Source organism: Lactobacillus sp. UCMA15818 (assembly GCF_030400225.1).
Classification (GTDB): domain Bacteria; phylum Bacillota; class Bacilli; order Lactobacillales; family Lactobacillaceae; genus Liquorilactobacillus.
Map to the genome: position 1 here is coordinate 196,941 of NZ_VJYB01000002.1, position 25,877 is coordinate 222,817.

Sequence of the window (25,877 nt, forward strand, 5' to 3'; positions counted from 1 at the left end):
CACAGCTCTGTTTTGGTGTATGAATCAGCTTTAATATGGTGGCTAGAATCATTTGTATTATACAAAGTAGCATGTTTTATGTTGACATAACATAGTTTTACAACGTAGAATACAAACGTATGGATAAATTAAAATACATCTAAAAAGTAATGATTGTTTATTTTTTAATCATTTTTTGACGATGTGGAGGTGAAAGTTTGATTTTTGCAATTATTATCCTCGCCATCGCTATTATAACTTTTGGAATTGGATTTGCTGGGGGCATTGTAGCTCATAAGAAGAGTTACGAGAAAACACTCGATATTGCTTCGCAAACTGCGCAAGGGATCTTGAAGAATGCTGAAAAAGAGGCAGAGACACAAAAAAAAGAAGCTATTTTAGAAGCTAAGGATGAGAGTCATCGTTATCGTGGCGAGATAGAAAGTGAATTAAAGGAACGTAGATCAGAGGTTCAAAAACAAGAAAATCGGTTACTACAAAGAGAGGAAAATCTTGATAGAAAAGACGGAATACTTGAAAAACGCGAGCAAAGCCTGATTCAAAAAGAAAATCACATGGAACAGCAACAAAAAGAAATTGAAAAGAAACAAGCAAAAGCTGATTCATTGGTTAATGAACAAGCATTAGAATTAGAAAGAGTTGCAGAATTATCACATGAGGATGCTCATAAGATAGTGATGTCTGAAACAAAAGAAGCATTAAGTCATGAGATGGCAGTTATGATTAAGGATAGCGAAGATGAAGCAAAGGCAAGTGCTGATCGGACTGCCAAAATTTTAATTGCACAGGCTATTCAAAGAAGTGCTGCGGATACAGTTTCAGAAACAACTGTGTCAGTAGTTTCATTACCAAATGACGAGATGAAAGGCCGCATTATTGGGCGTGAAGGCCGTAACATTCGAACGTTAGAGACACTGACAGGGATTGATTTGATTATTGATGATACTCCAGAAGCTGTTGTTTTGAGTGGATTTGATCCGATTAGAAGAGAAATCGCTAAGCTGACGCTTGAAAAACTGATTCAAGATGGTCGGATTCATCCTGCCAGAATTGAAGAGATGGTGGAGAAGTCTACCAAAGAAATGGATGCAAAGGTTCGCGATGTTGGTGAAGAGGCCATTTTTGAATTAGGACTACATTCAATTCATCCTGACTTGATTAAAACAATTGGACGTTTGAAGTTCCGGACCAGTTACGGTCAAAATGTACTTGACCATTCGATTGAGGTGGCTAAAATCACGGGTGTGTTGGCAGCTGAACTGGGTGAAGATGTTAATTTGGCAAAGCGTGCAGGTTTGCTGCATGATATTGGCAAAGCAATTGATCATGAGGTTGATGGTTCGCATGTTCAAATTGGTGTTGAGCTTACTAAGAAGTACCATGAAAGTGACACAGTTATTAATACAATTGCTTCACATCATGGAGATGTTGAGGCTAAATATACAATTGCTGTCTTGGTAGCAGCTGCAGATGCAATCTCTGCAGCTAGACCAGGTGCTCGAAGTGAGTCGCTTGAAAGTTATATCCACAGACTTGAAAAGCTTGAAGAAATTACTAATGCCTTTGCTGGTGTTAAGAAGAGTTATGCAATTCAAGCTGGACGTGAGGTACGTGTGATTGTTAAGCCTAATGAAGTTAGTGACTTGGAATCAACAGTGTTGGCACGGGATATTAAAAACCAAATCGAGGAAGAGATGGAATATCCTGGCCACATTAAAGTTACTGTTATCAGGGAAATTCGTGCGATTGAATACGCTAAGTAAGCAAATGGTTTCTTGTAGTTGTCCTATCTTGTAATAAGAAAATTTTTGAAAAGTTTAAGAATTTGTAAATGCGATTGAATATGGAAGCTGTGACACTGTAACAAGTCTGTCGCAGCTTTTTTGATTGGGAGTGTGCATAAGTCGGGAAAATTTGAGTACTAACTCGAAATTACGAACATGGCAAGTACTTTGCTATGAGTAATTCGAAGTTAGACGGAGAATTTTGACTTATGAAACACGTTTATACGGAATAAGTAGAGGAACTGAATCAAAATTTAACTTTTGACCCAGTTCCTTTTTTGATTGTTCAAATAAAATTAGTAAAAAAGCACATCAAGGTGCACAACAATTCAAGAAAAATGCTAGAATTAAGATTATGAGTTTTGTAGAAAAGAGGAAAAAAATGCGAATTTTGTTCATTGGTGATGTTATGGGGAATTCTGGTCAGAATATGATTGAAGAATATCTTCCTAAATTAAAAAGAAAATTTCACCCACAAGCAACGATCGTTAACGCAGAAAATGCAACAAGAGGAAGAGGAATTAATGAAAAAGTCTACAAAAAGATTCTAAGCTTAGGAGCAGATGTTATTACAATGGGTAATCATGTCTGGGATAATCCAGAAATAAATGAATTTATAGGCAGTGCAAAAAAAATGGTTCGGCCTGCTAATCTACCTGCAGGCAAGGTGCCAGGTGTTGGCCATACGATAATGCAAATAAACCAACAAAAGCTCGCTGTAATTAATATGCAGGGAAGAGTTTTTATGACCCCGTCTGACGATCCTTTTGCTGTTGCAACAGCATTAATTACTGAAATAAAAAAAGAAACAGATTTTATTTTTGTTGATTTTCATGCTGAAACAACAAGTGAAAAGCAGGCCTTTGCCTGGTTTTTTGATGGTCAGATTTCTGCCGTTGTTGGGACACATACACATGTCCAAACAAATGATGCACGAGTTTTACCGCAAGGGACGGCATTTTTGGCTGATGTTGGAATGACAGGACCTTACGACGGTATTATTGGAATGCGACGTGAAAATGTAATTGAAAGATTCCTTAATCAAATGCCAACAAGATTTGAAGTTGATGAAGACGGAAGACAAAGTCTATCAGGATGTATAATTGATTTAAAGGATGATGGGACTGCGAAGAAGATTCAAGCTATTCAAATTAATGCAGATCATCCTTTTGAGGATTAAAAAGGAGTAAAGGAGGCTAAGGGATGCCACAGAAAACAAAGAATACCCCGATGATGGAGCAATATTTAAAGATTAAGGAACAATATTCTGATGCTTTTTTGTTTTACCGGTTGGGTGATTTTTATGAAATGTTTTATGATGATGCAATCAAGGGTTCACAATTATTAGAACTAACCTTGACCACCCGTAACAAAAATGCTGCTGATAAAATTCCAATGTGTGGTGTTCCTCATCATGCAGCACAGAACTATATTGATATTTTAGTTGAACAAGGTTATAAAGTTGCAATTTGTGAGCAGATGGAAGATCCTAAGCTTGCACAGGGAATGGTAAAACGTGAAGTAATTCAGCTGGTTACACCAGGAACAATGATTGATAATTCAGTGAATGAAGCAAAAAAAAATAATTATTTGACTGCACTTCATCAAGAAGGAAAGCTATATGGTTTTGCATATACTGATTTATCCACGGGTGAACTAAAATCTGCAACTTTAAGCTCACTTGAACAGGTAACTAACGAATTAATTAGTTTGCAAACCAAGGAACTGGTTGTGAATCAGACAGTAACAACGGCGACTTTGGAAGATTTAGCGCCATTAAAAATTTTGATTTCACGACAAAATGAGACTACTGAAAATGCTGAATTTAATTATGCGATTCAAGATTTGAAGGATACACTAGAAATTGATACGGTCCGATATTTAATCAGTTATTTGAGTACTACGCAAAAGCGCAGTTTAGGACACTTGCAACGCGCAATTCATTACGAACCAAGATATTTTCTTAAAATGGATCATTATTCAAAGCGAAATCTGGAGCTACTTGAGAACAGCCGTACTGGAAAAAAGGCAGGAACATTATTATGGCTGCTTGATGAGACTAGGACTGCGATGGGCGGTAGATTATTAAAACAATGGATTGATCGACCATTATTGGAAAAAGATAAAATTACAAGACGTTACAAGATGGTCAAGTTACTGCTGGATCATTATTTTGAACGCAGTGCATTGCAAGAAGATTTGACTCAAGTATATGATTTAGAACGGCTTGCTGGCAGGGTAGCTTTTGGCAGTGTTAACGGGCGTGATTTGATTCAGTTAAAGCAGTCTTTGCAACAAGTACCTAAGATTAAATACGTCTTAGAGACGATCAATGATAATTCATTGACACCAATTATTGAAGAACTAGACCCAGTGGAAGATGTAGTTGATTTGATTGAGCAAGCAGTTGTTGATGAGCCGCCGTTATCAGTTACAGATGGTGGCCTGATTAAAGAAGGATATAATTCCGAACTTGATGGCTATACTGATGCTATGAAAAATGGCAAGCAATGGTTAGCACAAATGCAAAAAGAGGAGCGGAATGCAACTGGAATATCAACACTTAAGATTGGATTTAACAGGGTTTTCGGGTATTTTATTGAAGTCTCAAAAGCCAACCTAGCTAAGTTGCCAGAAGAGAGGTATCAGCGCAAACAAACACTGACAAATGCCGAAAGATTTATTACACCAGAACTGAAAGAAAAAGAAGAATTGATTCTTGGTGCACAGGGGAAGGCCACTGACTTGGAGTATCGGCTATTTGTTGATATTCGCGAACGAATTAAAGATCAGATTAAACGTCTGCAAAGACTTGCAAAGGCAATCGCTGCATTAGATGTTGTACAGGGCTTCGCTGTAGTTAGTGAGCGACAGCATTTTGTTATGCCAAAGTTAATTGAAAATGGTAATGATATTGAAGTTACGGATGGCTGGCATCCGGTTGTACAGGAAGTTATGGGTAAACAAAGTTATGTTCCTAATGATGTAGTAATGCCTAAGGACTTGAGTGTTTTATTGATTACTGGGCCAAATATGTCGGGTAAAAGCACTTACATGAGACAGCTTGCGTTAACAGTAGTTATGGCCCAAATTGGTTGTTTTGTACCAGCTAGTTCTGCAAAATTACCGCTTTTTGATCAGATTTTTACAAGAATTGGGGCAGCTGACGACTTGATTGCTGGTCAATCGACATTCATGGTAGAGATGAAAGAAGCCAATCAGGCACTTGCACATGCCACGAAAAATTCGCTTATCTTATTTGATGAGATTGGTAGAGGAACTGCAACCTATGACGGAATGGCACTCGCACAGGCAATTATTGAGTACGTGCACAATCATGTCCATGCTAAGACACTGTTTTCTACACATTATCATGAACTTACAGGCTTGGCGGCAACACTGTCTGAATTGGAGAACATTCATGTTGGGGCAGTTGAAAAAAATGGTGATTTGATATTTCTGCATAAAATGCAGGCAGGTCCAGCCGATAAATCATATGGTATTCATGTTGCAAAGTTAGCAGGAATGCCAACTGAGCTGCTAGAGCGTGCCACTGAAATTCTTACTGCACTCGAGAGGGATGGAAAAGATGCTCCCAAGGCAACGACCAGCTTAGATGTTATCCGAGCAGAACAGAAAGAAAAAGTTCAACCCGATTCGGAGATAGTTGAAGAGGAACAGCTTTCCTTATTTGGTCCCCCAGAAAAGAAGTTAGCAAATAAAAAAGAGAAAATTATGCATAAAATCAAAGATGCAGACTTAATGTCACTGACTCCACTTGAAGCATTTAATAAATTGTATGAATGGCAAAAGGAATTAAGGAAGTAACTAGAAGGTTAGATTGGAGGTGCCTATCTTGGGGAAAATCCATGAATTAACAGATATATTGGCTGATCAGATTGCAGCGGGCGAGGTTGTTGAGCGCCCAGCTTCTGTTGTCAAAGAACTAGTTGAGAATGCAATTGATGCTCACAGTTCACAGATTGATGTTTTAGTGGAAGAAGGAGGATTAACTAAGATTCAAGTTATTGATAATGGAGACGGGATTGTAGATAGCGATGTGGAACTCGCTTTTAAAAGGCATTCGACTAGTAAAATCTTGACGAAAAAGGATTTATTCAAAATCAGAACACTTGGTTTTAGAGGAGAGGCCCTTCCAAGTATTGCATCAGTAGCAGAAGTTGAGTTGGAAACAACTACTAAAGATGCTGCTGGTACAGCTATTAAGATTAAGGGTGGTCAGATTCTTGAAAAGAAGATGGTATCACGCTCGCAAGGAACAACGATCACTGTAGCTGACCTTTTTTTTAATACACCTGCCAGGTTGAAATATCTTAAAAGTATTCAAACTGAATTAGCTGCAATCAGTGACATCATGAATCGTTTGGTGGTAAGCAACACGAATATAGCTTTTTCATTTTCAAGCAATGGTAAAGTTTTGTTGCAGACTGCTGGTAATGGGAACTTACAACAGACAATTAGCGCAATCTATGGTGTTAATAATGCTAGGAAGATGCTGGCTTTTTCGAATGAAGATCTTGATTTTAAGATTAGTGGGTTTGTATCTTTGCCTGAATTAACGAGAGCATCTAAGAATTATATTAGTATCCTGATTAATGGTAGGTATATTAGAAATTATCAACTAACAAATGCGATTATTAAGGGATATGGATCTAAGCTGATGGTTGGTCGCTATCCATTTGCTGTCCTCGCAATTTTCTTGGACCCACTTTTGATTGATGTCAATGTTCATCCTACAAAGCAAGAAGTCAGAATTAGCAAGGAAGAACAGCTTGGGGCACTTATACGAACAAGTATTGCACAAAGAATTGCGCCAGAGAACCTAATTCCCAATGCGTTAAAAAACCTTGAAAAAAAAGAGAAATCCACGGTTAATTTAAAACAATTAGAGATTGATTTGAATGAGTCCTCTAGATTCTACCAAACAAAAAATGGAAAAGCTGGATACTCGCAAAAAACAGAAGAATTCATTGATGGAGAGCCGGTTGTGGAAATAAGCAAGAACGTACAACCGGGTAAGAAAGAAAGTAAGGACATTGTCCCTGATGTTTTTGTAGTTGAAAAGAAAACTGACTTAGCAACTAATTTAGTTGAATGGGATAAAAAGTACGGGATTGAACGCAGTGCAAGTCAAAATAATGCTGAAACTCCGGTAAAAGAAATTGAATTAACAGAGGCAAAAGACAAAAAGAGATTTCCAGACTTAGTATATATTGGACAGATGCACGGGACATATCTCTTTGCACAAAGTGATGACGGTTTATATATTGTTGATCAGCATGCGGCACAGGAACGCTGTAAATATGAATTTTACCGCAAAAAGATTGGTGAAGTTGGAACCAGCCAGCAAAGTTTGCTAGTTCCAATTGTGCTGGATTATTCTACAAGCGATATTTTGTTGATAAATCAAAGCCTTGACAAGCTCGCGGCGATTGGAATCAACCTTGAAGAATTTGGCAGAAATAGTTACATTGTTCATCAACATCCCACTTGGTTTAAAGCAGGACAGGAAGAATCAATTTTGCGTGAATTAATTGATTATATCTTGAAAGACGGTAGGATTGATATTGCGACTTATCGCGAAAAAACGGCTATCATGATGAGTTGTAAAAGGTCAATAAAGGCAAATCATCATTTGGATAACTTGCAGGCGAAAGCATTGTTAGAAGAATTGAAGAGCTGCGAGAATCCATTTAATTGTCCCCACGGACGGCCAGTATTGGTACACTTCAGCAATTCAGATATGGAACATATGTTTAAGCGAATTCAAGATTCGCATCAGAGTCAGCGTGCGCTGGATTAAAGAAGGGAATATTAAGCATGTACGAATATTTTGCTGGATCAATTACAAACGTTACACCTTATTATATCGTTATTGAAATTCAAGGTATTGGCTTCCAAGTCTATGTTGCAAATCCATTCAGGTACCATGTTGATTTAAAAAAACAAAAAAGGGTATATATTTATCAAGCTGTGCGTGAAAACGCAATTACCTTGTATGGCTTTTGGGATCTTTCTGAGAAGAACCTCTTTTTGAAGTTATTAAATGTTTCTGGAATTGGTCCAAAAAGTGCATTAGCTATCTTGGCCAGCGACAATCATTTAGGGTTAGTTGAAGCAATTAATGGCGAAAATGTTGTCTACTTGACTAAATTTCCTGGTGTAGGTAAGAAGACCGCACAACAAATCGTATTAGATTTAAAGGGAAAATTGGATGATCTTAGTGAACAAAGCAACTTGGAGGGACAACAGAGTTTAGACTTAGAGGTTGCAGGTATCCCTAACAATAATCTTGCTGAAGCACTCGCAGCCCTTGATGCATTAGGGTATACTAAGACAGAAACTAGAAAGATAACAAAACAATTAAAGCAGGTGGATGCTGCTTCGACTGACGATTATTTGCGAGCAGCACTTAAATTGCTGATGCATAACTAAATTTAGAAGAAAGGAGGACTTGTAATGGTTGAGAAAGATCGTGTTGTTTCGGGGGATTCGCAATTTGAAGACGATGAGAATGAATTATCTTTGCGACCACGTTTCTTTGCACAATATATAGGGCAGCAGAACTTAAAAAATGAATTGGCTGTGTATATTGAAGCAGCTAAAGCTAGAGAGGAAGCACTTGATCACGTGCTTTTATATGGTCCTCCGGGACTTGGTAAAACTACACTCGCAATGGCGATTGCTAACGAGATGCAGGTACAGATTAAAACAACGAGCGGCCCAGCAATCGAACGTCCCGGTGATCTGGTCGCACTTTTGAATGAACTTGAAGCTGGTGATGTATTATTTATTGATGAGATTCATCGACTCCCAAGAGTGGTTGAAGAAGTTCTGTATTCAGCGATGGAAGACTATTTTGTAGATATTGTGATAGGGCAAGGACCGACCGCACATCCGGTTCACTTTACATTACCGCCTTTTACATTGATTGGAGCAACGACTCGTGCAGGGCTGCTCTCAGCACCATTGAGAGATCGTTTCGGGATAATTGCACGCATGAATTATTACTCTGAAGCGGAACTTGCACAGATTGTTGTTCGTTCTGCTGGAATATTTGATTCAAAGATTACTCCTGAAGGTGCAAAGAAGATTGCATTACGTTCACGTGGAACACCACGAATTGCTAATCGATTGCTAAAACGTGTCCGGGATTTTGCACAGGTAGCAAAAAAGAGAGTTATTGAAGAAGGAATTGTTAGTTCTTCATTGGACCAGTTGCGTGTAGATAATAAGGGGCTTGATGCCACGGACCGTAAGATATTGAAGATGATGATTAGTTTTTATGGCGGTGGTCCAGTAGGGGTAAATACAATCGCAGCAAATGTTGGAGAGGATGTTGAGACAATTATCGATATGATAGAACCTTATCTTCTTCAAATCGGTTTTATCAAGCGTACTCCGAGAGGACGGGTTGTCACAACAGCAGCATATGAACATCTTGGAATTGCAATAGGGAAAAATAATTATTGAAAAGGGTGGCTATTTTGTCAGAGAAACATCTAACAACAGAGGATTTTGATTATGATTTACCACAAGAATTGATTGCACAAACTCCATTGAAAGAACGTGATCATTCTAGAATGCTGATTTTGGATAGTAAATCGGGTGAGTATAAGGATGATATCTTCTATAATGTGATTGATCAATTAAATTCTGGAGATGCACTTGTAATGAATGATTCACGAGTTATGCCTGCCCGTATTTATGGTACAAAGCCGGATACAGAAGGCCATCTGGAGGTACTATTACTTAATAATACAGAAGGAGACAACTGGGAAACACTGGTTAAACCTGCAAAAAGAGCAAAAGTTGGTACTAGAATTAACTTTGGTGATGGGCAGCTCAGTGCAGTAGTCACACAAGAACTGGAACATGGTGGACGTATGATTCGCTTTGAGTATGCTGGTATTTTCATGGAGATTTTAGACAAATTGGGTGAAATGCCATTGCCGCCTTACATTAAGGAAAAATTGGATGATCCTGAAATGTATCAAACAGTTTATTCACGAGAAGTTGGTTCAGCTGCGGCTCCAACTGCTGGATTGCACTTTACAAAGGAATTGCTACAAAAAATTGAAGACAAGGGAATTCACTTAGTTTATTTGACATTACATGTAGGCCTAGGGACGTTTAGACCGGTTAGCGTTGATAATATTGAAGATCATAAAATGCACAGTGAATTCTATCGTTTGAATGCAGATGCTGCAAAAGTACTGAATGATGTTCGTAAAAATGGTGGTAAGATTGTTGCAACAGGGACGACTTCTATCAGAACGCTTGAGACAATTGGTTCCAAATTTGGTGGAGAAATTAAGCCTGATAGTGGGTGGACAGATATTTTCATTAAACCCGGCTACGAATGGAAAGTGGTTCAAGCATTCATCACGAATTTCCATCTACCCAAATCAACACTTGTAATGCTTGTTTCTGCATTTACTGGGCGAGAGAACATCTTGAATGCATATAAGCATGCTGTCGATGAAAAGTATCGTTTCTTTAGCTTTGGAGATGCAATGTTTATTAAATAATTAATTGTTTTTAGAAATGGAGAATTCAAATGACTGAACCGGCGATAAAATATCGTTTAATCAAAAAAGAAAAGCACACTGGGGCGCGTTTAGGGGAAATCATTACACCTCATGGGACCTTTCCTACACCGATGTTCATGCCTGTTGGAACGCAAGCATCTGTGAAATCCTTAGCTCCTGAGGAACTTGATAAGATGGGGGCTAACATAATCCTTTCTAATACATATCATCTTTGGCTAAGACCTGGAGAAGATATTGTAGAAGAAGCAGGCGGCTTGCACCAATTTATGAATTGGAAAAAAGGAATTTTGACGGATTCAGGTGGATTCCAAGTCTTTTCACTTGCAAAGATGCGTGATATTACTGAACAAGGGGTACACTTTAAGAGTCATCTAAGTGGGGAGAACCTGTTCTTGTCTCCCGAAAAAGCAATCCATATTCAAAATGCACTCGGATCGGATATCATGATGAGTTTTGATGAGTGCCCTCCTTTTTTTGAGAGCTATGAGTATATTAAAAAATCGGTTGAACGGACAAGTCGTTGGGCGGAACGTGGCTTAAATGCTCATTTACATCCTGAACGTCAGGGATTGTTTGGCATTGTTCAAGGTGGAGGGCATCAAGAGTTACGTGAGTTGAGTGCGAGACAATTAGTTTCATTGGATTTCCCCGGTTATTCAATTGGAGGTCTTTCTGTTGGCGAAAGCAAGGCAGAGATGAACCATGTCCTAGATTTCACGACACCGCTTCTTCCAGAAAATAAGCCACGTTATCTAATGGGAGTAGGATCTGCGGATGCGCTGATTGATGGGGTAATCCGTGGGGTCGATATGTTTGACTGTGTCTTACCGACGCGTATTGCACGTAATGGAACTTGTATGACTTCACATGGACGCTTAGTGGTAAAAAATGCTGTATATGCACGCGATTTTAGGCCCCTTGATGAGAATTGTGCTTGCTATACGTGTCGCAATTTTACAAGAGCCTATATTCGTCATTTGATAAAAGCAGATGAAATCTTTGGCTTACGTTTAGCAAGTTATCACAATCTTTATTTCTTGTTGAACTTAATGAAGAAGGTGCGCCAGGCAATTTTGGATGACAATCTACTAGAGTTTAGGGAAGCTTTCTTTGAAGAATATGGGTTTAATGAAAAAAATGCACGCAATTTTTAATTTTTTTACAAAAATACTAGCAACTAACACAAATCTTTGCTAAAGTTAAGCTTAGTAATACTAATAGGAGTGAATATAAAATGAACAGTACTTTATCAACAGTTATAATGTTTGTTGCAATCATGGCTTTGATGTATTTCATGATGATCCGTCCACAAAAGAAGCAACAGCAAAAGCGTAAAGAAATGATGAACCAGTTAAAAAAAGGTGATCAGGTAACTACAATTGGGCGTTTACATGGTGTTGTTGACAGTATTAATGATGCTGATCAGACAGTGACACTTGATTGTGAAGGCATTTTTCTGACATTTGACCGAACAGCTATTGGACGTGTCATTCCAGCTGGAGAAGCTGCGACTACCAAGGAAACAACAGTTGTTGAAAAGCCAAAGACGATAGAAAAAACAGAAAATAATTCTGAAGATGAAACAAAGTAATTAACTTTTGACCAGTCCTGACCAGGTCTAACTCGATTAGGTTACAGAATGTTAACGAAAGAAGTATGCTTATCTGTTATATGGGGGTTGCCGCAGAACAATTGTTTTGTGGTGGCCTCGTTTTTTCATTATGGGACTGAGAATATTTTTTCAGGATGTTTGATTATCTGAGAAAAGTTTATTTTTAATTATTAATTTTGGATTAGAATTGAAAGGGAGATAGCTTGAAAGAAGAGGACAAATAAAAAAATAGTTTGCATTTTTCTATTATAAAAATTATGATACCATAACATAAAAGTTAATTTATCATTCGAGATGATTGCCTTAAATTTGAAGATTGAGGAAAATAATGGAAAAATAGTTTCAGGCTGAACCCATTATTAAAAATATATATTTAATCAAAATAAATATATATTTTGCATGAAAAGGCTGCTGTTTGACAATTTTCAGCGATTGTAATATTATTCAATCATCGAATATTTTGATGTTCGAAATATTATTTTTAGTGAGGTGACGAATGTGGCATTCATGGATACACAAGAAATAATGGATTTGATACCTAATCGTTTTCCGATAATTTATATTGATTATGTTGATGAATTGGTTGCAGGTGAAAGCATCGTAGCGACAAAAAATGTTACGATTAACGAATCATTTTTTCGTGGACATTTTCCGGGTAATCCAGTTATGCCTGGGGTACTAATTATTGAAACTTTGGCCCAAGCAGCGTCAATTTTGATTTTGAAATCACCAGAATTTTTCGGAAAAACAGCATATCTTGGAGCAATTCATAAGGCTAAGTTTCGTCGTGTTGTTAGACCGGGTGATGTTTTAAAATTACACGTTACTTTAACGAAGAAGAAAGAAAACATGGGAATTGTCGAAACAAAGGCAGTCGTGAATGGTGAAAATGCATGTGTAGCAGAGTTAATGTTTGTCGTAGCTGAGAGAAATGAAAAAATATAAGCAAAAGGGTTGTTTTTTTACTCATTTACTTTGATAATCAAAGTATGAAATATACAACGAATGGAAGCACAATGGATGAAAAAACAAGTGAAAACGATCAATGATTCCCTAGTTAGGATATATGGAGACATATTGTGGATTGAAGAAAATGAGTTACGACAGAGCCGTTTTAAGAATTTAACAATCAAAGACATGCATGCAATAAATGTGATTACAATGTATGATCAAAAAACTGCATCGCAAGTTGCCAAGGAGCTGCATTTAACTCCAGGTACGTTAACTTCGACAATTGACAGATTAGAAAAAAAGGACTATGTCAAAAGAATTCGGAGTAATGATGATAGAAGAGTAATTCGGTTAGGGTTAACGAAAAAGGGCCGCTTGATGTATCGCGCACATGATGCTTTTCATCGAATGATGATTGACAGCTTTCTAAAAGATGTTGAACCCGATGAAATCAAAACAATTGAAAAAGCTCTACGAAATCTTGAAAGTTTTTTGCGAGAACATTCATAGAGTTAAGGAGTAAAGGTTACGTTGGAAAAAATAAGAATCAATGAAGTTGCTAGTTATGTTCCTTCAAAAATAGTTACAAATGATGATTTAGGGAAGATTATGGATACATCTGATGAATGGATTAGCAGTCGGACAGGTATTCGGCAAAGACATATTAGTCTCAATGAAAATACAGCAGAAATATGTAGTAAAGTCGCAATAAAGCTGCTGCAAGGAAGTTCTTGGAGTCCTGAATCAATCGACCTAATCATTGTTGCAACAATGTCACCTGATAGCTACACACCTGCGACAGCAGCATTGGTTCAAGGAAAAGTTGGGGCTGTTAATGCGGTTGCCTTTGACGTTAGCGCGGCATGTTCGGGATTTGTATACGGATTGGCAGTTGCTGAGGGTTTCTTGTTGCAAGAAGACATCAAAAGGGTAATGCTGATTGGCGGAGAGGTTCTTTCGAAGGTAATTAATTGGTCGGATCGAACGAGTGCTGTCTTGTTTGGAGATGGAGCTGCAGGAATCTTACTTGAAAAAAGCGCAAGCGACTCTGGAATCTTAGCAAAAGATTTAAAGACGTATGGTGAATTGGGTGACAAGTTAGAAGCAGGAAAGACAAATGCAATTGCAGAGTTTCCTAGAATGGGTAAGCATGAAATCTCAGCTTTTTCAATGTCTGGCAGGGATGTATATAAATTTGCAACGCATAAGGTACCATTATCAATCCAGAATGCTGCCGCAAAGGCTGGCATAGAGCTCGAACAAATCGATTGGTTTGTCATGCATCAAGCTAATTCACGAATAGTTACACAGATTGCTAAGAAGTTGCAACAACCGATTGAAAAATTTCCAATGAACATTGCTGAATATGGAAATACTTCGGCAGCAAGTGTGCCGCTGCTGCTGGATGAGTTAGTACAAAAAGGTAAAATCAAGCGCGGTCAAATCGTTGCTTTAAGTGGTTTTGGTGGCGGCTTGACGGTTGGTACACAAATTATAAAATACTAAATAAAACAGGAGTGTTATTAAAATGACAGAACAAGAAATTTTTGAAAAAGTACAAGGTATCGTAGTTGAACAGTTGGATGTAGATGCAGCAGATGTAAAGATGAATGCTGACATTAAAGAAGATCTTGAAGCTGATAGCTTAGATGTTTTTGAAATCATGAACGAACTTGAAGATGAATTAGATATTAAGCTTGAAGCTGACGAGAATGTGAAAACAATTAAAGATGTTGTTGATTATGTCAAAAAAGAAGTTGCCGCAAAATAGTTTGGAGATTCGATTATGAGAATTGGCTTTTTATTTAGTGGTCAAGGAGCACAATATTCCGGGATGGGACTAGACTTTTATCAAAGCGATGAACTTTTTCGTTCATTGATTGATGAGGTCAGTACAAGCGTCGGAATAGATTTGCCTACAGTTTTTAGGAATCAAGCTGACCAACTTGCGCAAACCAAGTTTGTTCAACCTGCAATTGTGGCAATGAGCCTTGGAATATATCGCATGCTGCAAAGAGATTTGCCGAACTTGAATGCTCATGGAATGCTTGGATTGAGCTTGGGAGAATACTCGGCATTGATCGCGTCTGGTGCATTTGATGTTGCAGATGGTTTTAATGTTTTACGAGATCGTGCGGCGTATATGCAGACTGATGCTGATGAAACAGAGGGTGCAATGCTGGCTGTAATGAAGACTGAACACGATGTTATTGCTGAAATATGTGAGCAGGCAAGTACGGTCGATGAGGTTGTTACGTTTGCAAATTACAATTCTCCAAGCCAAGTTGTGATTGGCGGACATAAAAAAGCGGTGGAGCGTGCGCTTGATTTATTTAGAGAGAAGAATATAAGAAAAGTCATTCCATTGAATGTTAGCGGGGCGTTTCATACCCCGCTTTTTCAAAGGACAAGCTTTCAAATGGAAAGACGCTTAGCAAATGTTGAACTTCATAAGTTGACAATCCCAGTGTACAGTAATACTACTGGGGAACTGTTTTCTGTGGATACTATTAAACAAGTACTTGCACAACAAGTTATCTTACCTACACATTTTGGTGAATGTCTGCAGAAAATGATTGCAGTTGACGGCATTGATACAGTTGTAGAACTTGGACCAGGCAAAACTTTATGCAAATTCACTAAGCAAATTGATAAGCAAATTAATAGTTTTAATATAGAAAATATTGCGACCTATACTAAATTTATTACAGCAAATCATGATTAAGAGGTTAATATAGAATGAATTTAAAAGGAAAAACAGTATTTATTACTGGAAGCTCTCGCGGAATTGGAGCTGCAACTGCAATGGCTTTTGCCAAAGAGGGCAGCAAAGTTATTTTGAATGCAAGAAAAGCTATTCCAGCAGAACTGCTTTCTAAGATAGCTGGTCTAGGCGTTGAATATCAGATTGTTTTGGGTGATGTTTCAAACCTAGAAGATGTTAAGCGAATGCAAGAGGAAGTTTTTCAGGAGAATGAACAGTTGGATGTCTTGATTAATAATGCTGGAATTACAAATGATAAATTACTGATTGGTATGAAACAAGAAGATTTTCGCAGTGTTATTGAAACTAATTTGATGGGAACATTTAACTTAACACAACCGCTTTTCAAAAAAATGTTGCGCAAGCGCAGAGGCGTAATCATCAACATGGCTAGTGTTGTTGGTCTGCATGGAAATATGGGTCAAGCAAATTATGCAGCCAGCAAGGCAGCAATTATTGGTTTGACAAAGACAATTGCTCGTGAAGGTGCAATTAGACATATCAGATGTAATGCAATTGCACCTGGAATGATTATGAGTGACATGACAGATGTCTTAGATCAGAAGGTAAAAGATCAGGTTTTAACAGAAATTCCATTGGGACGTTTTGGCGAAACACAGGAAGTTGCACAAACGGCTGTGTTCCTTGCACAAAATGAATATATAACTGGCCAAGTAATTACAGTTGACGGTGGGATGACTATTTAGGAGGTTGTTTGATGAGTAGAGTTGTAATCACGGGAATGGGTGCAGTAACACCTGTTGGAAATGATGTTGAAACATTTATTGCAAATATTTTCTCTGGTAAAATTGGATTTGACAAAATTACTAAGTTTGATGCATCAGAGACAGGAATAACAATTGCTGCTGAGGTAAAAGATTTTGATCCTACGCTGAGAGTCGGCAAAAAGCCTTCTAAACGAATGGATTTGTTTTCTCAATATGCTGTTGATAGTGCTGTCGCTGCAGTTGAACAAGCAGGCATTGATGAGACGAACACTGATTCGTTTGATATGGGCGTTATCTATGGCTCTGGTATCGGTGGCTTGACCACTATCCAAGAACAGGTAACTAAAATGAATGAAAAAGGTCCGCAAAGAGTATCACCACTTTTTGTTCCAACATCAATTGTCAATATGGCGGCAGGTAATATTGCTTTACGCTTTAAGGCTAAGAATATTTGTACAGCTGTCGTGACTGCTTGTTCTTCTGGAACGAATGCAATTGGTGAAGCATTCCGCCAGATTCGTGAGGGACGTGCGCAAGTAATGTTAGCAGGTGGTTCTGAGGCTTCGGTTAATGAAATTGGGATTGCTGGTTTTGCTGCTTTGACAGCATTATCAAAGGAGACCGATCCAACACGTGCTTCAATTCCTTTTGATGTGGATCGCTCAGGTTTTGTAATGGGTGAAGGTGCAGCAACATTAGTTTTAGAGAGTCTAGAACATGCTCAAAAACGTGGAGCTAAAGTTTATGGCGAAGTTGTTGGTTATGGGAGCACATGCGATGCCTTTCACATGACTTCCCCTGATCCAACTGGCGAAGGAGCAGCTCGAGCAATGCAGCAAGCAATTACTGAAGCGGGCATCACACCGGATGCTGTTGGCTATATTAATGCCCATGGAACTGCAACACATGCAAATGATGTAGGAGAATCTGTTGCAATCAATCGAGTTTTTGGTGAAGACAGCCAAGTCAAGGTAAGTAGTACTAAAAGTATGACAGGTCATCTTTTAGGGGCTGCGGGAGCACTTGAGGCAGTTATAACTTTAGCTGCACTTGAAAAAGGTGAGTTACCAATGAATGTTGGACTGAAGACACAAGATCCCGAATGCCACGTTAATGTCGTTACAAAAAATCAACAAGAGGCTCCAGAACTTAAATATGCAATCAGCAATTCACTAGGTTTTGGTGGTCATAATGCTGTTTTGGCATTTAGAAAATGGAGTGAGTAAGTTTGGAATTTATTGAAATACAAAAGTTAATATCAGATTTTAATGATTCACCAATGCGTGAACTTGAGATTGAAACAGAAGGCTTAAAACTCAAATTAAGTAAGAATGAATTATCTAGACAGATGATTCAGCAGTTGCAAACCAATGTAAATCCTCAACGAGAGTCTAAGAAAACGCAGGAGGATTCCAAACCATCTTCAAATCCAACGATTCCAACTCCTGGACTAACCATTGATGCACCAATGGTTGGAAGTGTTTATTTGCAGCCGGAACCTTCAAAACCAACGTTTGTCAAAGTCGGTTCAGCAGTCAAAAAAGGTGATGTTGTTTGTGTTATTGAGGCAATGAAGATGATGACAGAGATAAAGAGTGACGTCACCGGAATTGTTAAGGAAGTTCTTGTTAAGAATGAGGAACTTGTTGAGTTTGGACAACCACTTTTTAGAATCGAGGAGAATTAGAGATGGCATTAGACATTACTGAGATTCAAAAAATTATTCCACATCGTTATCCGATGCTTTTAATTGATCGTGTTGATGAACTGGTCCCTGGTGAATCTGCAATTGCACGGCGCAATGTTACTGCACATGAAGAGATTTTCAATGGACATTTCCCAGGAAATCCCGTGATGCCAGGAGTATTAATCGTTGAAGCTCTTGCACAAACTGGGGCAGTTGCATTATTGTCTTTGCCTGAATTTAAAGGTAAAACAGCCTATTTTGGGGGAATCAAGAATGCTAAATTCAGAAGAGTGGTTCGCCCTGGGGATACAATGATTCTTGAAGTGAAATTAGATAAAATTCGAAATAATGTCGGTCTTGGGAAAGCATTGGCAACAGTTGACGGTCAAAAGGTCTGCTCAGCTGAACTGACTTTTATGATTGGTTAAGGTAAGGTGATTTGATGTTTAAAAAAGTCTTGGTTGCTAACCGTGGCGAAATAGCAGTGCGAATAATCCGTTCATTGAAAGAAATGGGAATAAAGTCTGTGGCGATTTATTCAGATGTTGATCGGGAAAGTTTGCATGTTCAACTGGCAGATGAAGCAGTTTGTGTTGGAACTGCAAAGGCTCAAAATTCATATTTGAATATGAAAAATATTTTGAGTGCTGCTGTAGGGACTGGAGCCGAGGCAATTCATCCGGGCTTTGGTTTCTTATCTGAAAATAGCCGTTTCGTTGAAATGTGTGAAGCTTGCGGGATTGTGTTTATTGGCCCTAAATCTGAAACAATTGATTTGATGGGTAATAAGGCAAATGCACGTGAACAAATGAGGTTGAGCGGTGTTCCAGTTATTCCAGGCAGTGAAGGTTTCATATCTGATGTGGAGGAAGCACAAGCGGTTGCCTTAAAAGTTGGATATCCTGTGATGCTGAAGGCAGCAGCAGGTGGCGGCGGTAAAGGTATCAGGCGAGTTGCAAGTTCTCGTGGACTTGGGAAAGCCTTCGTTGAAGCACAACAGGAGGCGCTTGGATCATTTGGTGATAATCGAATGTATTTGGAGAAAATTATGGAAAATGTTAAACATATTGAAGTTCAGATTTTCCGTGATCAGCAAGGAAATGCAGTATTCTTTCCTGAGAGGGATTGTTCATTGCAAAGAAATAAACAAAAGGTGATTGAAGAGAGTCCTTGTGATTTGATTTCTGCAGAACAAAGAGAGTTTTTGGGAGAGATTTCGATTAAAGCCGCTAATGCGATTGATTATATCAATACTGGAACGCTGGAATACTTAATGGATGAAGAGCATCACTTTTACTTCATGGAGATGAACACGCGTATTCAAGTTGAACACACTGTGACCGAGATGGTAACAGGTATAGATTTGGTCAAAGTTCAATTACAGGTAGCATCTGGAGAGACACTGCCATTTGGACAAAGTGATATTAATTGTCTCGGTCATGCAATTGAATGCCGTATTAATGCTGAAGATCCCGCAAATGATTTTGCACCTTCAGTTGGTAAAGTTACGTATCTGTATTTTCCAGTTGGAAATCTTGGAATGAGAATTGATTCTGCTCTGTATGCTGGAGCAATGATTTCTCCTTTTTATGATTCAATGATTGCCAAAGTTGTTGCACATGGTAAAGATCGAAATGAAGCAATTGCTAAGATGAAACGTTTGTTAAACGAATTGGTTCTTGATGGAATTAAGACAAATCAGCAATTTCATTTAGCAGTATTGTCGGATAAAAGCTTTGTGCAAAATCAATTTACAACGGAATATTTGGAGAAGGAATTTATGACTGTCTGGAAGGGGGACAGGTAAACTATGCAACTATTCAATGAATTAAAGACACTGGGTCAGCAGCATATCAAGGCTGATAAAAAAGCCGGTGAACGTGTTCCTTCGGGGTTGTGGATAGCTTGTCCTAAGTGTCATCAGTCCTTATATCATAAAGATCTTGGAACGTATCAAGTATGTCCAAATTGTGAATATGGTTTTAGAATTACAGCAAGAGAGAGACTTGCTTGGTTAGTTGATGATTTTAAAGAACTTGATGCAGATATGAAAACCACTGATCCACTGAATTTTCCAGATTATAATAAAAAATTAGAAAAAAGCCGTAGAAATACGGGATTAAATGATTCTATTTTGACAGGCATTGCAAAAATTCAAACAGAAGAATTTGCACTAGGGATTATGGATCCTAACTTTATAATGGGTTCTATGGGGACAGTTACCGGTGAGAAAATTACTCATCTATTTGAAGATGCATTGAAAAAAAGATTGCCTGTTATCTTATTTACTGCTTCGGGTGGCGCAAGAATGCAAGAAGGGATTTTTTCATTGATGCAGATGGCAAAGATTTCTGCTGCGGTTAGGCGCCACTCTAATGAAGGACTCCTTTACATCACTGTGCTGACTGATCCGACGACTGGTGGTGTAACCGCTAGTTTTGCGATGCAAGGTGATATTATTTTGGCTGAACCTAGAGTCTTAATAGGCTTTGCTGGAAAAAGAGTAATTGAACAGACCATTCATCAGAAAGTTCCAAATAATTTGCAAGATGCAGAAACAGTTTTGGAACGCGGCTTTATTGATGCAATTGTGCAAAGAAGAGATTTAAAGCAGAAGTTAGAATGGTTGCTGGAATCCCACAGTAAGGGGGGATTGGTCAATGGTTAATATTTTAGATAGGAAAAAGACTGCTGCGCAAATAGTTGCCGGTGCACGTAACCAAGAAAAAATGTCTGCGTATGAGTTAATCAATGGTATTTTTGAGAACTTCTTTGAGTTACATGGCGATCGGCTTTCAGGTGATGATGCTGCAATCGTTGGTGGAATTGCAACCTTGGCTGATAAATCTGTAACAGTGATTGCGACCAATAAAGGTGAGAGTGCACAAGAGCGAATGTTGACACATTTTGGGTGTCCCCAGCCATCTGGTTATCGAAAAGCATTGCGTTTAATAAGGCAAGCTGAAAAATTTGGGCGGCCTGTTTTTATTTTCGTAAACACGGCTGGTGCATATCCTGGAAAATCAGCTGAAGAAAGTGGTCAAGGAGAGGCACTCGCACGTAATTTGTTGGAAATTAGTGAGGTAAAGGTACCGATTATTTCGGTAATTTATGGTGAAGGTGGCAGTGGTGGGGCGCTTGCATTGGCTTGTGGTGATTCAGTCTGGATGGTCGAAAACAGCATGTATTCAGTGTTATCTCCAGAAGGATTTGCTGCAATTTTATGGAAAGACAGCAAACGTGCTGATGAGGCTGCAGAAGTGATGCAGCTCACCCCCGAAAAGTTATTGGCACAAAAAGTTATTGAGGGAATCATTCCTGAATCACACTCGCACAAAAGGGTGTGTCGGGCTATTAAGAAAACAATTGAACAAGAAATGAAAGAATTAATGAGTTTGTCTCCAAATGAATTACTTGTAAAAAGGTACGAGAGATTTAGAAAGTTTTAGATGGTAAGTGGAGGTATAAAAATTGGAAAAGCTACTTAGTGGTAAGAAAATATTAATAATGGGGGTTGCAAATAAACGCAGCATTGCATGGGGATGTGCCCAAGCAATGCTTGATAATGGAGCAGAGTTGATATTTACTTATCAAAATGCACGTATCAAGAAGAGCTTATTGCGCCTTATTTCGGATGAAGAACGTTTAGTTGAATGTGATGTTTCAAGTGATGACAGCATCAAGAATGCTTTTGCAGCAATTAAAGAAAAATTTGGTAAGATTGATGGAATTGTTCATGCAATTGCTTATGCAAATAGGGATGAACTTGCTGGTGATATCATGAACTCTAGTCGAGAAGGCTATGCACTTGCTCAAGATATTTCGGCATTTTCATTGATTGCGGTAGCAAAATATGGAATTGAAATCCTTAATAATCCTGCAAGCATTGTTACGTTAACGTACTTTGGTTCAGAACGTGCTATTCCTAACTATAATGTGATGGGTGTTGCCAAAGCAGCTCTTGAAGCTAATGTACGTTATCTTGCACGTGATATGGCTAAATATGGTGTTCGCGTTAATGCAATTTCAGCGGGTGCAATTAAGACGCTTGCTGTCACGGGGGTAAAGGATCATGGTGATTTATTACGGATTTCCGAAGAAAGAACAGTTGACGGAAAATCTGTAACGACTAATGAAGTTGGAGGAGCAGCGGCATTTTTAGTTAGCGAGCTTTCAACGGGTGTTGTTGGTGATATTATTTATGTCGATAAGGGAGTACATCTTATTTAATTTTTTAAGTTGCTAATCTAAAAAATTGCTGAACACTTGTTTTATCAAAAAATTGCAAGTACACTATACAAAAGAATGTAACAAGTATAGATGAAAGTGGTGCTAGCTATTATGGAAATTGAACAAAAGGCGCTCTTTATTATTTTTGGTGGAACAGGGGACCTTGCAAAGCGCAAACTCTATCCTTCTCTTTTTCAATTATATAAAAAAGGTATTTTAAAGGATAATTTTGCAGTAATTGGTACTGCTAGACGTCCATGGACCGATGAGCATTTACAAGGTGTTGTAAAAGATTCAATTATAGATGATGATGCAGCGCAGAACCAAAAAGACGAATTTGCAGAGCATTTTTATTATCAGTCACATAATGTTAATGATACAGAACATTATGTAACACTGCGCAAGCTGGCAGAAAAATTGGATTCAAAGTATCAAATTGAAGGTAACCGCTTATTTTATTTGGCAATGTCGCCACGTTTTTTTGGTACAATTGCACAGCACTTGAAGTCACAAAGTATCGTAACAGATAAGGGATATAATCGTGTAATAGTTGAAAAACCGTTCGGTCGTGATTTTGAATCTGCGAAAGAATTAAACGATTCGATTAGCAAATACTTTCCTGAAGAATCTTTTTTTAGAATTGATCATTATTTAGGCAAAGAAATGATTCAAAACATAATGGCACTTCGTTTTAGCAATAATTTATTCAGAGCTGTTTGGAACAACCGTTATATTGATAATATTCAAATTACGTTGAGTGAGGCATTGGGTGTTGAAGAACGCGCTGGATATTACGAAACTGCTGGTGCATTAAGAGACATGGTACAGAATCATATTCTCCAAATCGTTTCTTTACTTACGATGAATATGCCTGCTTCCTATTCAGAGTCCGATATTAGGCGTGAAAAAATATATGCTCTTAAGTCACTAAAGAAATATTCTCCAGCAAAGGTTGCTGAAAATTTTGTCAGAGCGCAATACACTGCTAGTGCTGGGCAAGTTGGATATTTACAAGAGAATGAGATTGCTGATGATTCGACCACAGAAACTTTTGTTGCTGGCAAATTATTTGTCAACAACGAGAATTTCTCGGGTGTTCCGATTTATATTAGAACAGGAAAGCGACTTACTCAGAAAACAACGCGAATTGATGTTTCTTTTAAAGAAATGGAAACAAGTTTCTTTGATTCTAAAAAGCTTGGGCGTAATATTTTGACAATCAATGTTGAACCCGAGGGACAAGTTTTCTTACAAACTAATATTAAAAGAATTGGTCAAGGATTTGATTTAGAGCCTAGTCGGATGGACCTGCAGCTTAATAATGAGCATGAGGTTGTCCCAGAAGCTTATGAGAAGCTGTTATTGGATGCATTACTTGGTGATGCAACTAACTTTGCTCATTGGGAGGAAGTTGCGTATGCGTGGAAGTTTGTTGATTCCATTCGTGAAGCTTGGGATGCTGGTAACGGAGCTTTAGCTGAATATGAGTGTGGTTCAATGGGGCCAAAAGAATCAAAGGATTTATTAGCACATGATGGAAATTACTGGGTATTTACCGGTAAGTAAAAAAGCAAGGAACTAGATCAAAATTTAACTTTTGATCTAGTTTTTTTATTGACTCCTAGTTTTTTATTTGTAATCGAACATTTGTTCCTGTATCATCTTATAATGAGATGATACAGGAAAGATGGCTTGTTGTATGACCGAGAAACGAAAAATAATTCATGTTGACATGGATGCCTTTTATGCCTCAATTGAGATGAGGGATAATCCAAAAATCAAAGAGAAAGCCGTTGTTATTGCAAAAAATCCTAGACATACGGGTGGAAAAGGGGTTGTTGCAACTGCTAATTATGTTGCACGCGGAAAAGGAATCCATTCGGCAATGAGTGCGCAAAAAGCAATGGAGTTATGTCCAGATGCTGTTTTTGTAGCACCTGATTTTAAAAAATATCGCGAGGTTTCGGCTCAAATTCATGAAATTTTTCATGAATATACAGATATAATTGAACCAATCGCGTTCGATGAAGCATATCTTGATGTGACACAAAATAAAAAAAGAATTCATAATCCCTTGATTATTGCGAGAATGTTGCAACAAGAGATATTCTCAAAGACGCAATTGACATCATCGACAGGAATTTCATATAACAAATTTCTTGCTAAAACGGCTTCGGACTATCACAAACCAGTTGGAACAACTTTAATTAGAGAAGAAGATGTCTTGTCTTTTTTAGCGCCTCTACCAATTGAGAAGTTTCGGGGCGTTGGGGTTAAAACGGCTGAAAAAATGCATGCACTAAATATTAATACTGGTTTGGATTTATTGAAGAAGAGTGAACTTGAATTAATTGCGAGTTTTGGGAAAATGGGTGAAGCATTCTATCAACATGTACGCGGAATTGATGAACGTCAGGTTGAATGGAAAAGAGAGCGAAAGTCAATGGGCAATGAACGAACTTTTGCTCAAGCATTAAAGAGTACTGCTGAGGTTGAAGAAATGTTTAATCATTTGGCAAGTTTATTAATTGGCCAGTTGATTAAGCGGCAGTTGCATGGCAAAACGATTGTAATAAAAGTTAGAAATAGTAATTTTGAAACGGTTACTAAAAGGCGAACGCTCGATAATTTTTATCAAAATAGTCAAGAGACTTTTGTATTTCATGCGTTACAATTATTTGATGAGGTTCAAAGCGAAATTGATGTTCGCCTCCTGGGGCTGACGATGACAAATTTAGCATCACTGCAATTTGAAAATATTGAATTGCCTTTATGGCAAACGTGACCCGCTTTGTATTTATCCTCTTTTATCGGTATACTAGAGATATTAAAATCTTTTTTGATTAAGGAGAAGTAATGTATGCAGATTGTATGGCATGGGCATTCTATTATTGAAATAATTACAGCAAATGAAACAAACATTTTAATTGATCCTTTTATTACTGGAAATAACTTGACAGACTTGAAAATTGCTGATTGTCACCCTGACTATATTCTTGTGACACATGCACATTATGATCATGTTGGCGATACCATTGAGATTGCTAAAAAAACTGGTGCTCAGGTAATTGCAATCACAGATTTAGCAGCTTATTTGAATGAGCAAGGAGTTACAGCAGAAGGATTGAACTTTGGCGGATCATATTTGACTAATTTCGGCAAGATCAAGTTAGTGCCTGCTTGGCATACTGCAGCACTTCCAATTGAGGGCTCGATTCCGCGGACATTAGGTGTTGCTGCAGGTTTTGAGATGCACATAGATGATAAAGTTCTATATAATTCTGGTGATACTGCGTTATTTTCGGATATGAAGTTGATTAATCGCGGTAGAGGAGTTGACTTAGCTTTTTTCCCAATTGGTGATCATTTTACAATGGGCATTGAGGATGCTGTGATTGCTGCAGATTTTGTGCAGGCAAAGCATGTTTTACCAATTCATTTCAACACTTTTCCTGCTATTAAGCAAGATCCAACAGCATACCTTGCACAATTAAAGGATGGTGTTGGGGTATCAGTTGCAATTGGCGAAAGTTTTGAAATTTAAGGAG

The 25,877-nt window shown here is 38.1% G+C and carries 25 protein-coding genes; all 25 read left to right on the plus strand.

Annotated features, from left to right (window positions below; genetic code table 11):
- Positions 1 to 197 precede the first annotated feature (197 nt).
- Positions 198 to 1,763 carry a ribonuclease Y gene (gene rny, locus FFX44_RS03920; RefSeq protein ID WP_289978097.1) on the plus strand — a complete coding sequence of 522 codons (1,566 nt, stop codon included), beginning with the start codon at positions 198 to 200 and terminating at the stop codon, positions 1,761 to 1,763.
- 403 nt (positions 1,764 to 2,166) lie between these two features.
- Complete coding sequence (locus tag FFX44_RS03925; protein WP_289978100.1) at positions 2,167 to 2,964, plus strand: TIGR00282 family metallophosphoesterase; 798 nt, start codon at positions 2,167 to 2,169, stop codon at positions 2,962 to 2,964.
- 23 nt (positions 2,965 to 2,987) lie between these two features.
- Positions 2,988 to 5,612: a DNA mismatch repair protein MutS gene (gene mutS, locus FFX44_RS03930; RefSeq protein ID WP_289978102.1), complete on the plus strand. Its 2,625-nt coding sequence runs from the start codon at positions 2,988 to 2,990 to the stop codon at positions 5,610 to 5,612.
- Positions 5,613 to 5,640: 28 nt separating this feature from the next.
- The gene (mutL, locus tag FFX44_RS03935; protein ID WP_289978106.1) at positions 5,641 to 7,608 is read left to right on the plus strand and encodes a DNA mismatch repair endonuclease MutL; all 1,968 of its coding nucleotides are present in this window, start codon (positions 5,641 to 5,643) and stop codon (positions 7,606 to 7,608) included.
- 17 nt (positions 7,609 to 7,625) lie between these two features.
- Positions 7,626 to 8,240, plus strand: coding sequence for a Holliday junction branch migration protein RuvA (gene ruvA, locus FFX44_RS03940; protein ID WP_289978109.1), 615 nt, complete (start codon positions 7,626 to 7,628; stop codon positions 8,238 to 8,240).
- A 24-nt stretch (positions 8,241 to 8,264) separates the two neighbouring features.
- Positions 8,265 to 9,278: a Holliday junction branch migration DNA helicase RuvB gene (ruvB, locus tag FFX44_RS03945; protein WP_289978111.1), complete on the plus strand. Its 1,014-nt coding sequence runs from the start codon at positions 8,265 to 8,267 to the stop codon at positions 9,276 to 9,278.
- Between the two features lie 14 nt (positions 9,279 to 9,292).
- Positions 9,293 to 10,336 (plus strand): tRNA preQ1(34) S-adenosylmethionine ribosyltransferase-isomerase QueA, encoded by a 1,044-nt coding sequence (gene queA / locus FFX44_RS03950; protein WP_289978113.1) that lies wholly within the window; start codon positions 9,293 to 9,295, stop codon positions 10,334 to 10,336.
- A 29-nt stretch (positions 10,337 to 10,365) separates the two neighbouring features.
- The gene (gene tgt / locus FFX44_RS03955) at positions 10,366 to 11,511 is read left to right on the plus strand and encodes a tRNA guanosine(34) transglycosylase Tgt (RefSeq protein WP_289978114.1); all 1,146 of its coding nucleotides are present in this window, start codon (positions 10,366 to 10,368) and stop codon (positions 11,509 to 11,511) included.
- Positions 11,512 to 11,591: 80 nt separating this feature from the next.
- Positions 11,592 to 11,948: a preprotein translocase subunit YajC gene (gene yajC / locus FFX44_RS03960; protein ID WP_289978116.1), complete on the plus strand. Its 357-nt coding sequence runs from the start codon at positions 11,592 to 11,594 to the stop codon at positions 11,946 to 11,948.
- 519 nt (positions 11,949 to 12,467) lie between these two features.
- Positions 12,468 to 12,914 carry a 3-hydroxyacyl-ACP dehydratase FabZ gene (fabZ, locus tag FFX44_RS03965; RefSeq protein WP_289978118.1) on the plus strand — a complete coding sequence of 149 codons (447 nt, stop codon included), beginning with the start codon at positions 12,468 to 12,470 and terminating at the stop codon, positions 12,912 to 12,914.
- Positions 12,915 to 12,989: 75 nt separating this feature from the next.
- Positions 12,990 to 13,430: a MarR family transcriptional regulator gene (locus tag FFX44_RS03970; RefSeq protein WP_289978120.1), complete on the plus strand. Its 441-nt coding sequence runs from the start codon at positions 12,990 to 12,992 to the stop codon at positions 13,428 to 13,430.
- Positions 13,431 to 13,451: 21 nt separating this feature from the next.
- Positions 13,452 to 14,426 carry a beta-ketoacyl-ACP synthase III gene (locus tag FFX44_RS03975; protein WP_289978122.1) on the plus strand — a complete coding sequence of 325 codons (975 nt, stop codon included), beginning with the start codon at positions 13,452 to 13,454 and terminating at the stop codon, positions 14,424 to 14,426.
- 22 nt (positions 14,427 to 14,448) lie between these two features.
- Entirely contained in the window at positions 14,449 to 14,691 is a 243-nt protein-coding gene (locus FFX44_RS03980; RefSeq protein WP_289978125.1) for an acyl carrier protein, read from the plus strand.
- A 15-nt stretch (positions 14,692 to 14,706) separates the two neighbouring features.
- Positions 14,707 to 15,645 carry an ACP S-malonyltransferase gene (locus tag FFX44_RS03985; RefSeq protein WP_289978128.1) on the plus strand — a complete coding sequence of 313 codons (939 nt, stop codon included), beginning with the start codon at positions 14,707 to 14,709 and terminating at the stop codon, positions 15,643 to 15,645.
- A 14-nt stretch (positions 15,646 to 15,659) separates the two neighbouring features.
- Positions 15,660 to 16,391, plus strand: a complete 732-nt coding sequence (gene fabG / locus FFX44_RS03990; RefSeq protein ID WP_289978134.1) for a 3-oxoacyl-ACP reductase FabG — start codon at positions 15,660 to 15,662, stop codon at positions 16,389 to 16,391.
- An 11-nt stretch (positions 16,392 to 16,402) separates the two neighbouring features.
- Entirely contained in the window at positions 16,403 to 17,638 is a 1,236-nt protein-coding gene (gene fabF, locus FFX44_RS03995; RefSeq protein ID WP_289978136.1) for a beta-ketoacyl-ACP synthase II, read from the plus strand.
- 2 nt (positions 17,639 to 17,640) lie between these two features.
- Positions 17,641 to 18,099, plus strand: coding sequence for an acetyl-CoA carboxylase biotin carboxyl carrier protein (gene accB, locus FFX44_RS04000; protein WP_289978138.1), 459 nt, complete (start codon positions 17,641 to 17,643; stop codon positions 18,097 to 18,099).
- Positions 18,100 to 18,101: 2 nt separating this feature from the next.
- A complete protein-coding gene (gene fabZ, locus FFX44_RS04005) occupies positions 18,102 to 18,527 on the plus strand; it encodes a 3-hydroxyacyl-ACP dehydratase FabZ (RefSeq protein ID WP_289978139.1) in 426 nt (141 codons plus the stop codon).
- A 14-nt stretch (positions 18,528 to 18,541) separates the two neighbouring features.
- The gene (gene accC, locus FFX44_RS04010) at positions 18,542 to 19,906 is read left to right on the plus strand and encodes an acetyl-CoA carboxylase biotin carboxylase subunit (protein WP_289978141.1); all 1,365 of its coding nucleotides are present in this window, start codon (positions 18,542 to 18,544) and stop codon (positions 19,904 to 19,906) included.
- Positions 19,907 to 19,909: 3 nt separating this feature from the next.
- Positions 19,910 to 20,767 carry an acetyl-CoA carboxylase, carboxyltransferase subunit beta gene (gene accD / locus FFX44_RS04015; RefSeq protein ID WP_289978142.1) on the plus strand — a complete coding sequence of 286 codons (858 nt, stop codon included), beginning with the start codon at positions 19,910 to 19,912 and terminating at the stop codon, positions 20,765 to 20,767.
- A complete protein-coding gene (accA, locus tag FFX44_RS04020; protein WP_289978143.1) occupies positions 20,760 to 21,548 on the plus strand; it encodes a carboxyltransferase subunit alpha in 789 nt (262 codons plus the stop codon). The genes accD and accA overlap by 8 nt, the downstream gene beginning before the upstream one ends.
- 22 nt (positions 21,549 to 21,570) lie before the next feature.
- A complete protein-coding gene (gene fabI, locus FFX44_RS04025) occupies positions 21,571 to 22,329 on the plus strand; it encodes an enoyl-ACP reductase FabI (protein WP_289978145.1) in 759 nt (252 codons plus the stop codon).
- Positions 22,330 to 22,440: 111 nt separating this feature from the next.
- Positions 22,441 to 23,895 (plus strand): glucose-6-phosphate dehydrogenase, encoded by a 1,455-nt coding sequence (gene zwf, locus FFX44_RS04030; protein ID WP_289978147.1) that lies wholly within the window; start codon positions 22,441 to 22,443, stop codon positions 23,893 to 23,895.
- A 133-nt stretch (positions 23,896 to 24,028) separates the two neighbouring features.
- Positions 24,029 to 25,114 (plus strand): DNA polymerase IV, encoded by a 1,086-nt coding sequence (gene dinB / locus FFX44_RS04035; protein ID WP_289978148.1) that lies wholly within the window; start codon positions 24,029 to 24,031, stop codon positions 25,112 to 25,114.
- Between the two features lie 75 nt (positions 25,115 to 25,189).
- A complete protein-coding gene (locus FFX44_RS04040) occupies positions 25,190 to 25,873 on the plus strand; it encodes a metal-dependent hydrolase (RefSeq protein WP_289978150.1) in 684 nt (227 codons plus the stop codon).
- Positions 25,874 to 25,877 lie beyond the last annotated feature (4 nt).